This is a genomic window from Cognatishimia sp. (assembly GCF_964229375.1).
Lineage (GTDB): Bacteria > Pseudomonadota > Alphaproteobacteria > Rhodobacterales > Rhodobacteraceae > Cognatishimia.
On the sequence record NZ_CAXREH010000152.1, the window covers coordinates 1 to 9,188 of the forward strand.

The following is a 9,188-nucleotide window of genomic DNA, read 5'->3' on the forward strand; positions in this document are numbered from 1 at the left end:
ATGCGAGACTTGGTGTCTTTGCCCAAGTGGATCATCTTGGTGCCGGTATCTGCTTGCTGATGGTTGTTGGCAATCGCGATGGAGTAAAATTCGCCCTGGCTTTCTTCGCCGCGCAGGATGCAGGACGGGTATTTCCAAGTCACCGCAGATCCGGTTTCAACCTGTGTCCACATCATCTTGGCACGATCGCCACGGCAATCCGCACGTTTCGTCACAAAGTTATAGATGCCGCCCTTGCCGTTCTCGTCACCTGGGAACCAGTTCTGAACGGTGGAATATTTCACTTCGGCGTCTTCTTCGATGATGATCTCAACGACCGCTGCGTGCAACTGCGCTATGTCACGCTGTGGCGCGGTACAGCCTTCCAGATAGGACACATAGCTGCCCTTGTCCGCGATGATCAGAGTACGCTCGAACTGGCCGGTGTTTTCCGCGTTGATCCGGAAATAGGTGGACAGTTCCATCGGGCATTTCACACCAGGCGGGATGTAGACAAAAGAGCCATCCGAAAAGACCGCAGAGTTCAGCGTCGCATAGAAGTTGTCCTGCACCGGAACCACAGAGCCCAGGTACTTCTTCACCAGCTCGGGATGCTCTTTGATTGCTTCAGAGATCGAGCAAAAGATCACACCCGCTTTTTTCAGTTCGGCCTGAAAGGTTGTGCCGACGGACACAGAGTCAAAGACCGCATCCACAGCCACTTTGCGCCCCTCTGCCGGCGCATCCTCGGCGCCTTCAACACCTGCGAGGATCATTTGCTCTTTCAGCGGGATGCCCAGTTTCTGGTAGGTTTCCAAAAGCTTAGGATCGACCTCGTCCAAGGACTTTGGTTTTTCTTCCATGCTTTTTGGGCGCGCATAGTAATACTGGTCCTGAAAATCGATCTCGGGATAGCTGACCATCGCCCAATCAGGTTCTTCGCGGCTGAGCCAACGCTTGAACGCCTCAAGACGCCATTCCAGCATCCACTCGGGTTCGTCATTCTTTTCGGAAATCAGCCGCACGATGTCCTCAGACAGACCCTTGGGCGCATATTCCATTTCGATGTCGGTTTCCCAACCGTATTTATAGGCTCCGCCGACCTCGCGAACCGCATCCACGGTTTCCTGATCGACACCTTCTTTTACGTCTTGGTCCAAAATGGCCATTTGCGTCTCCTTAAGTCACGCCGCACGGGCGCGGTATTTCCGCCATTGAGCCAGCCAAGCTTCGGCAAACCCCATGACATCTTGTTCTGTTGTTTCGCCACCAAGGCTGACCCTGATCGCGCTTGACGCGGTTGTCGCGTCATACCCCATTGCCTGCAGCACGGCGCTGGCTTTGACTTTGCCAGAGGAACAGGCCGAGCCCGCGGAAATCGCATAGCCTGCCAGATCCATTTGCATCACCTGTGTTTCGCCCTTCCACCCGGGCACCGCAAAACAACTTGTGTTGGGAAGTCGTTCAGACCCTTTCCCCACAAAAATTGTCTCATTTGCTGCGCTTTCAATGGTGCTTTCCAATAAATCGCGCAATTTCTGAACTTTCGTCCAAACGCCGCTCTCTATGTCACGCTGCGCGGCCTCTGCCGCCGCCGCGAAGCCGACCGCGCCGATGATATTCTCGGTGCCCGCACGTCGGCCCATCTCTTGGCCGCCGCCTTTAAGACGCGCCTCAAGGTCAATGCCGCGCTTCATCACCAACGCACCGATCCCCTTCGGGCCGCCAAGCTTATGCGCCGAGAGGATCGCCATATCCGCACCAAGCCAATTGAACGCAACGGGCAGTTTGCCAAACGCCTGCGTTGCATCGGTCACGGCCAGTCCTTGCGGCAGAGACTGAACAACGCCCGTCTCGGAATTGGCCAACTGAACCGTGGACGTTGCTGGGCTAGGCGCCGACACGACACCATCCGGCGCAACGGACAAGTCCTCGTCGATCCACGCGCGGACTGCATCATGTTCAACCGCGCTGCCGTGAATGCCACGGCCCTGCAGCGCAAGCGCTGCCGCTTCGGTCGCGCTTGAAGTGAAAACAACCTCTGCCCCATCAGCGCCAAAGGCAGACGCGAGGGTTTGTCTGGCCTTTTCCAAAGCTGACTTCGCCGCACGCCCTTCGGAATGCACCGATGACGGATTGCCGACGAGATCCATCGCGGCAATCATCGCATCGCGCGCTTCCGGACGCAGAGGCGTCGTGGCGTTCTGGTCCAGATAGGCTCGCATCAGTCCTCATCCACCACCGCAAACAAGCTGGGCACGGCAGGACAGGGTGCGAGGCCGTTCTCGACGATATCAGAAAGGCGGGTCTGATGCAGAAACACATAAACATGCGCCGACAGCCCCTCCCAAAGACGGTTTGCCATCGATTGCGCGCGCGATCCGCTTTGCGCACCAGAGGCCCCTGCCCCCGTGTGCAGCGCAGAAACGGTTTCATCAACCGCCGCCAGTACATCGACAATTCGAATCTCGGACATCGGGCGAGCCAAACGATAGCCCCCGCCAGGGCCGCGCACGGAATCCACAAGATCTGCGCGGCGCAGTTTCAGGAAAAGTTGTTCCAGATAGGCCAACGAGATATCTTGACGCTCGGAAATCTCGGCCAAAGTTACAAGTTTATCAACGGGTTGCAGAGCAATATCGGCGAGTGCTACTACCGCGTAGCGCCCTTTCGTCGAGAGTTTCATAGCCCCAGTTCCTCACGCGAATTCGTTGACCTCCGCTGCCGCATTGCGTAGACCGCTTAAAACGCCAAACGAAGCAGGCCGCAGCGGCCTGTAGTTAGAATAGTTCTAAAGTGCCTGAGGGATTTCGTCAAGAAACCATTGCACTTTATTGAAGGAGACAGGCAAACATATGCCCGAGGTCATTTTTCCTGGTCCAGAAGGACGCCTAGAAGGCCGTTATCACCCTCAAAAAGATCGTGACGCACCGATTGCCATCGTGCTGCATCCGCATCCGCAGTTCGGTGGGACGATGAACAACAAGGTTGTCTATAACCTGCACTACGCCTTCTACAACATGGGCTTCACGGTTCTGCGGTTTAACTTCCGCGGCGTCGGGCGGTCTCAGGGCGAGTATGATCAGGGCGTTGGCGAATTGTCTGATGCAGCAAGCGCGCTGGATTACCTTCAGTCGATGAACACAAACTCCAAACATTGCTGGGTTGCCGGCTTTAGCTTTGGGGCATGGATCGGCATGCAGCTTTTGATGCGTCGTCCCGAAATCACCGGCTTTATCAGCGTGTCGCCTCCGGCGAATATGTATGACTTCAGCTTCCTCGCGCCCTGCCCGTCGTCGGGACTGATCATCAACGGCACCGGCGACCGTGTGGCCCCGCCTGCGGACACCACATCCCTGGTGAACAAGCTGCATGAGCAAAAAGGCATCACAATCACACACACCGAGATCGAAGGTGCGGATCACTTCTTTAAAGAGCCGCATATGGACACGATGATCGGCAACGTCAGTGACTATGTGAAACGCCGCCTGACAGAGAATTCGCGATAACCCATGAGCTACGTCGAAAACCTGGGCGAAAAACTCGCGCGTGACGTTCTGAAAGCCCAACAAGAGACGGGCGATCTGAATATGGTGCATACGATTGGCCAGGTTCTCGAGGCGTCTTCTTCGACGCTGCACGAAGCCTATATGACCGCGGTGCGCGTCTATGATGCCGAAGAACGCGCCCGCAAAACCCTTGCTCAAATGCTTCGGAGCCAGCCCCCGCGATGACCAAACAGACGCTCGATCAACAAATTGATTTTCTCAATGAAATCGACAAGTTGAAGAGCGTAGTCCGGTCGAGCTTTATCGTGGATGGCAGCCGATTTGAGAATTCCGCGGAACACAGCTGGCACCTTGCCGTTTATGCGCTGATCTTTGCGCCACACGCGGGCGATACCGTTGATATCTCCCGCGTCATTAAGATGCTTTTGCTGCACGATATCGTGGAGATCGACGTGGGCGATCACCCGATTGATCTTCCAACTGACTGGGATGCGGTAGCGGTGCAGGAAAAAGCCGCGGCGCACCGGATATTTGGCATTCTACCTGCGGGCCAAGGCGCCGAGGTGTTGCAGATCTGGCAAGAATTTGAGGCCGCAGTCACACCATCTGCGCAATTCGCCAAGGCGCTGGATGCCTGCCAACCGATTTTTCAAACGCTCAACAACGCGCGCGACATTCCCGATCACATCCAGATCGTGCGTGACAACCTGACAACGGGACGCGCCCGCACGTTGGTTGATCGATTTCCCGAGGCCTATGTCTATGCCACCCACCATCTGGGATGGACGACCGAAACGCCGCCCGAGGCCTTTCTTCAGCGTCTGACCTTTCTGCTAGAGGTCGACCGTCTGAAGAACGTGACCCGCGCTACGAAACTCTGCGACGGCTCGCGTCGTGAAACCAGTGGCGAGCATTCTTGGCACATCGCGATGTATGCCTGGATCTTGGTCGAACACGCACAAGGCGATGTCGATCTATCACGCGTCGTTCAGATGCTGTTGATACACGACCTTGTCGAGATCGACGTTGGAGACGCCCCTATTCACGGCAACCATGATATTGCCGAGATCGAAGCCAAAGAAGCCGCCGCCGCGGACCGCATTTTCGGTCTGCTTCCCACAGCTCAAGGCGACGCACTGCGCGCGCTATGGGACGAATTTGAAGGCGCCCAAAGCACCGATGCCGTATTCGCGAAATCCGTTGACCGCGTGCAACCGGTCAATGCCAATCTGGAAACCGGCGGCGGCAGCTGGGTTGAATACAAAGTGTCCCGCCAACAGCTTGAGGATCGTGTGGGCTGGAAAGTCGCAAAAGGCGCGCCCGATCTTTGGGATCACCTTCAGGCACGTATTGGCGCGTGGTTTGAGGCCAATGCCGCCCATCTAGACGCATAGCTATGCGGCCTCCTCCACTGCGGCAGGCACAAAGTCACGCTCGATAAGCCCTTGCGATGATACGGAAATCATCTTTCCGGGCGCCAGTTCCTGCCAGTCACCATCGCCCCCTTCCAAGGGTTCAGAGACCACGGCCCAGCCCTGTCGTGTCTCGCAGTAACGATAATAAACCGAGGGCGCGATGCGGTCGCTGGAATAGCGCACTGCATGCAGGGTTTCGCCATCGGAAAACGCGGCCGACAGACGCATATGCGGCGTCACACCGGTCGCTTTGCTTTGACGCTCAAGCCATGACACCGATTTTTCCAACGCATGGCACGGATCGTCATCCAGACCAAAGCCAAGCGCCAACAGAAACAAGACCTCGCTGTCGGTTCCACCGCGCCGTTGACCGTAAAGCGCGTCGGGGATAGCCATGTCGGCTGACTTGCGGAACTGCTCAAAACCGCCGACCTGACCGTTGTGCATAAACGACCAATTCCGCGCCGAGAACGGGTGGCAATTGTTCCGCGACGTCGCCGCCCCGGTGGACGCGCGGACATGAGACAAAAACAGTCGGGACTTCACCTGATGCGCCAGCGAGCGCAGATTTGGATCCGACCAAGCAGGGTAAACATCGCGGTAAAGGCCGGGAGTTGGCCGGTCATCGTACCAAGCAAGGCCAAATCCATCTGCATTGGTCGTGGTTTTGCACTCTGTCGCTTCGACACTTTGCGCCACCAAAGAATGCTCTGGGCGCGTGATGATGTCTTCTAGAAAAATCGGCTCCCCGATATATGCGGCCCAGCGGCACATGAAACTACCCTCGTTTGGAATGGCTGCGGATGTATCAAGCGGCTCAGCCCCGCGTCTATGGCTCGCGACGCACAAGCGCGATGTCAGATCTGCACACTCGCCCCCTCATGGCACCAATGCACGCAAGAGGGCTGGTGTTTTCTGCACTGCCGCGTTAAGGGCTGCGCGAACATATCAAGGGCAGACTCATGGATCTCCGCAATATCGCGATCATCGCACACGTTGACCACGGCAAAACCACTCTGGTTGACGAGCTTCTCAAGCAATCTGGCGCGTTTCGCGAGAACCAAGACGTGGCAGAACGCGCCATGGACTCTAACGATCTGGAGCGCGAACGCGGCATCACCATTTTCGCGAAACCCACATCGGTCGAGTGGAAAGGCACCCGTATCAATATCGTCGACACCCCCGGCCACGCCGACTTTGGCGGCGAGGTTGAGCGGATCCTGTCGATGGTAGACGGCGTTGTGCTGCTGGTTGACGCGGCCGAGGGCCCGATGCCTCAGACCAAATTCGTGACCTCTAAGGCGCTTGCACTTGGCCTGCGCCCGATCGTGGTTCTGAACAAAGTTGATAAGCCAGACGCAGAGCCAGACCGCGCGCTGGACGAGTGTTTTGACCTGTTTGCCTCGCTGGATGCGGACGAAGATCAGCTTGATTTCCCTCATCTTTATGCCTCTGGCCGCTCTGGTTGGGCCGATGTAGATCTGGACGGCCCTCGCAAGGATCTGCACGCGCTGTTCAATCTGATTGTGAACCACGTCCCTGCCCCACGCCAGTTGACAAAGCAAGACGACGACTTCCGTATGCTGGCCACAACTTTGGGCTCTGACCCCTTTGTGGGCCGCATTCTGACCGGCCGCGTTGAAAGCGGCAAACTCAAGGTCGGTGCAACCGTTCAGGCGATTTCGCGCATTGGTCAAAAGATCGAGCAATTCCGTGTCACCAAAATTCAGGCCTTCCGCGGTCTGGCACAGCAAGACATCGAAGAGGCCGTTGCAGGCGATATCGTCTCGCTGGCGGGCATGTCCAAGGCGACCGTCGCCGACACCATCTGCGCATTGGCCGTGGATGAGCCGCTCGAAGCGCAGCCCATCGATCCACCAACCATCACCGTCACCTTCGGCATCAACGACTCGCCTCTGGCGGGACGGGACGGCAAGAAAGTGCAGTCGCGTGTGATCCGTGACCGTCTGATGAAAGAAGCAGAGTCAAACGTCGCGATCAAAATCACCGACACTCCGGGCGGCGAAGCCTTTGAGGTTGCCGGTCGTGGCGAACTTCAGATGGGCGTTCTGATCGAAAACATGCGCCGCGAGGGTTTCGAGCTGTCGATTTCCCGCCCTCAGGTTTTGATGCGTGAGGAAAACGGTGAACGTGTCGAGCCAATCGAAGAAGTCACAATCGATGTCGATGACGAATACTCTGGCGCGGTGATCGAAAAGCTGACTGGCGCGCGCAAGGGCGATCTGGCGGAAATGAAACCGGCAGGCGCAGGCAAAACCCGTATTATCGCGCACGTGCCCTCGCGTGGTCTGATCGGCTATCACGGCGAATTCCTGACAGACACCCGCGGCACCGGCGTTCTGAACCGTGTGTTCCACAGCTGGGCTCCCTTTAAGGGTGCGATCCCAGGTCGCCGTGCTGGCGTTCTGATTTCCATGGAGAACGGCGTGTCTGTGGCCTATGCGCTTTGGAACCTTGAAGAGCGTGGCAAGATGATGATCGGCGCGCAGGAACAGGTTTATCAGGGGATGATCATCGGCGAGCACAGCCGGGACAACGATCTGGAAGTGAACCCGCTGAAAGGCAAGAAACTGACCAACGTGCGGGCCTCGGGTTCGGACGACGCGGTGCGCCTGACCACGCCGATGTCCCTGTCGCTGGAAGAGGCGATTGCCTACATCAACAATGACGAGCTAGTCGAAGTGACGCCGAACGAAGTGCGCTTGCGCAAACGCTATCTGGACCCACATGAGCGCAAGCGGATGTCCAAACTGGACGCCTGACGCAGCCTCGCAAACCCGATGAAACACAAAAAGCGCCCCGAATTTGGGGCGCTTTCTTTTTGTTGGATGCACACCGAAACCGGTGATTAGCTCATGCGACAGCCGCGCGCCTGCATTGCAGATTTGATCGCCTCGGCTTCGCCTTTGGCTTTGGACAGTCGGGCCGTTTCTTCGTCATTGCCGTCCATCGCCAGCATCGCAGGCCAAAACAACAACCACGTGACCGCTTCCAAATTCTTGTCCTGCTTATAGGACTGATCCACGCTCGCCTCGAGATCACCAAGCGAGTCGCTCAGACGTTTCGCTTCCGAGCGCAACTGCGAACAACTCATGCCGCGATACTTGTCGGCAGACACAAACTCCGCGTCCACCTCGTTGGCCTTTTTCGCATCAGAACACGCTGAAATCGCAGTCACCGCTGCCAAAACACACAAAAACTTCGTCTTCATAAATACCTCCGTATAAAGAACATGAACAAAAGTAGGAAAAGCTCAGGATGAAAAATCTGAGCGAAAACTGAATGTTACGCACGTATAGCCGCGCACCGAAGGGTTCGGCAACGACAATTTACATGCCGTTAACTATTGTTTTTCTGACTGTTGTTCCTGCAGACTTTATGAGCCCGGCTTTGGGACATGCTGGTCAAACAGAATTGTGTTTCCGTCTGGATCGGTGAGCATGAAACTGGCAGGCCCGGTGCCTTCTGCCTCAGCGGGTGTCGCGATCTCTATGCCAGCCGCCTGAAGACGCGTTTGAATGTCGCGGACGTCTTCGAAATCGCCAGCCACCGCTTGCGCGGACTGCGTCCAACCCGGATTGATCGTCAGGATATTGCCGTCAAACATGCCTTGAAACAGACCAATGACCGCCTCTCCGTTTTTCAGGATTGCGTAATTGTGCTCGCGCCCGTCGTGGAAATTTTCAAACCCCAAGGTTTCATAGAACGCGATAGACGCCGCAAGATCTTGGACCGCCAGACTGATGGAAAATGCCCCCAATGACATGGTGCTGCCCCCGTTAGGAATGGTTTCACATCCCAAGGGTAGCAGGGCGCGGGCATTTTTCTAAGCGGAATTGTCGCCACTGTGAAACGTGAGCTGCTTGTTTCGTGGCCATGCGGAACATGGGCCTGGCAAGCGAGATCACATCATTCGGAGGTTTCCACGACCATCAGTTCACGCTCGGACGCACCGCGCGCATGGTTGAGCGCCTATTGATATTCTGGGCTGTGATAGCAGGCCACGGCTGTATCGACATTTGGGAAGGTGGCCACGACATTGCGCGCACGCTCTTTGCCTTCAAGTTGAACAAACCGTCCACCCCGCGCAAGAAACGTGCCACCGTGCTTCGCGATCGCAGGACCGGCCAGCTCGGCATATTTTCCATAGGCGTCTGCGTCTGTGACGGTGACATGCGCGATCCAGAGTGCGGGCATCATTCAAATCCTTCTACGATAACGATGTTTCGAGACGAGCTGCGCAAAGCTATAGGAAGGATCGCCT

10 protein-coding genes and 1 pseudogene are annotated in these 9,188 nt (G+C 56.6%); 4 read left to right on the forward strand and 7 right to left on the reverse strand.

The genetic code is table 11. From position 1 onward, the window contains the following. From sufB to ACEQWH_RS11405, 3 genes are all read right to left on the reverse strand, one after another. Positions 1 to 1,148: Fe-S cluster assembly protein SufB (gene sufB / locus ACEQWH_RS11395; protein WP_370230936.1), on the reverse strand; the 1,148-nt coding region annotated here is incomplete at its 3' end. 15 nt (positions 1,149 to 1,163) lie between these two features. After that, positions 1,164 to 2,207: a cysteine desulfurase family protein gene (locus ACEQWH_RS11400; protein WP_370230957.1), complete on the reverse strand. Its 1,044-nt coding sequence runs from the start codon at positions 2,205 to 2,207 to the stop codon at positions 1,164 to 1,166. After that, positions 2,204 to 2,665 carry an Rrf2 family transcriptional regulator gene (locus ACEQWH_RS11405; RefSeq protein ID WP_370230939.1) on the reverse strand — a complete coding sequence of 154 codons (462 nt, stop codon included), beginning with the start codon at positions 2,663 to 2,665 and terminating at the stop codon, positions 2,204 to 2,206. The genes ACEQWH_RS11400 and ACEQWH_RS11405 overlap by 4 nt, the downstream gene beginning before the upstream one ends. 169 nt (positions 2,666 to 2,834) lie before the next feature. Between ACEQWH_RS11405 and ACEQWH_RS11410 the strand changes: the two genes are divergently transcribed. The 3 genes from ACEQWH_RS11410 to ACEQWH_RS11420 are packed head-to-tail and all read left to right on the forward strand — an operon-like array spanning position 2,835 to position 4,882. Then, positions 2,835 to 3,488: an alpha/beta hydrolase gene (locus ACEQWH_RS11410; RefSeq protein ID WP_370230941.1), complete on the forward strand. Its 654-nt coding sequence runs from the start codon at positions 2,835 to 2,837 to the stop codon at positions 3,486 to 3,488. A gap of 3 nt (positions 3,489 to 3,491) precedes the next feature. After that, on the forward strand, positions 3,492 to 3,713 hold the full coding sequence (locus tag ACEQWH_RS11415; protein WP_370230943.1) for a hypothetical protein: 222 nt from the start codon (positions 3,492 to 3,494) through the stop codon (positions 3,711 to 3,713). Next, on the forward strand, positions 3,710 to 4,882 hold the full coding sequence (locus ACEQWH_RS11420; RefSeq protein ID WP_370230946.1) for an HD domain-containing protein: 1,173 nt from the start codon (positions 3,710 to 3,712) through the stop codon (positions 4,880 to 4,882). Before ACEQWH_RS11415 ends, ACEQWH_RS11420 begins: the two co-directional genes overlap by 4 nt. Here ACEQWH_RS11420 and ACEQWH_RS11425 read toward each other — a convergent pair whose 3' ends face one another. Next, positions 4,883 to 5,677: a class II glutamine amidotransferase gene (locus ACEQWH_RS11425; RefSeq protein ID WP_370230949.1), complete on the reverse strand. Its 795-nt coding sequence runs from the start codon at positions 5,675 to 5,677 to the stop codon at positions 4,883 to 4,885. A gap of 188 nt (positions 5,678 to 5,865) precedes the next feature. On the opposite strand from ACEQWH_RS11425, the gene typA reads away from it, so the two are divergent. Then, a complete protein-coding gene (typA, locus tag ACEQWH_RS11430; protein ID WP_370230952.1) occupies positions 5,866 to 7,686 on the forward strand; it encodes a translational GTPase TypA in 1,821 nt (606 codons plus the stop codon). 86 nt (positions 7,687 to 7,772) lie between these two features. Here the strand turns inward: typA and ACEQWH_RS11435 are convergent, their stop codons facing one another. The 3 genes and pseudogenes from ACEQWH_RS11435 to ACEQWH_RS11445 all read right to left on the reverse strand — a co-directional run bounded on the left by ACEQWH_RS11435 (position 7,773) and on the right by ACEQWH_RS11445 (position 9,121). Beyond that, complete coding sequence (locus ACEQWH_RS11435; RefSeq protein ID WP_370230954.1) at positions 7,773 to 8,135, reverse strand: hypothetical protein; 363 nt, start codon at positions 8,133 to 8,135, stop codon at positions 7,773 to 7,775. A 165-nt stretch (positions 8,136 to 8,300) separates the two neighbouring features. Beyond that, positions 8,301 to 8,690 carry a VOC family protein gene (locus ACEQWH_RS11440; protein ID WP_370230956.1) on the reverse strand — a complete coding sequence of 130 codons (390 nt, stop codon included), beginning with the start codon at positions 8,688 to 8,690 and terminating at the stop codon, positions 8,301 to 8,303. Between the two features lie 143 nt (positions 8,691 to 8,833). Further along, positions 8,834 to 9,121, reverse strand: a pseudogene (locus ACEQWH_RS11445) (DUF1330 domain-containing protein). Between the last annotated feature and the right edge of the window lie 67 nt (positions 9,122 to 9,188).

What these genes read in the sequence shown, in the direction of transcription:
- ACEQWH_RS11440 (WP_370230956.1), bottom strand. Translation starts at nt 8,690, where the DNA reads ATGTCATTGGGGGCATTTTCCATCAGTCTGGCGGTCCAAGATCTTGCG.
- ACEQWH_RS11405 (WP_370230939.1), bottom strand. Translation starts at nt 2,665, where the DNA reads ATGAAACTCTCGACGAAAGGGCGCTACGCGGTAGTAGCACTCGCCGAT.
- ACEQWH_RS11435 (WP_370230954.1), bottom strand. Translation starts at nt 8,135, where the DNA reads ATGAAGACGAAGTTTTTGTGTGTTTTGGCAGCGGTGACTGCGATTTCA.
- typA (WP_370230952.1), top strand. Translation starts at nt 5,866, where the DNA reads ATGGATCTCCGCAATATCGCGATCATCGCACACGTTGACCACGGCAAA.
- ACEQWH_RS11415 (WP_370230943.1), top strand. Translation starts at nt 3,492, where the DNA reads ATGAGCTACGTCGAAAACCTGGGCGAAAAACTCGCGCGTGACGTTCTG.
- ACEQWH_RS11425 (WP_370230949.1), bottom strand. Translation starts at nt 5,677, where the DNA reads ATGTGCCGCTGGGCCGCATATATCGGGGAGCCGATTTTTCTAGAAGAC.
- ACEQWH_RS11410 (WP_370230941.1), top strand. Translation starts at nt 2,835, where the DNA reads ATGCCCGAGGTCATTTTTCCTGGTCCAGAAGGACGCCTAGAAGGCCGT.
- ACEQWH_RS11420 (WP_370230946.1), top strand. Translation starts at nt 3,710, where the DNA reads ATGACCAAACAGACGCTCGATCAACAAATTGATTTTCTCAATGAAATC.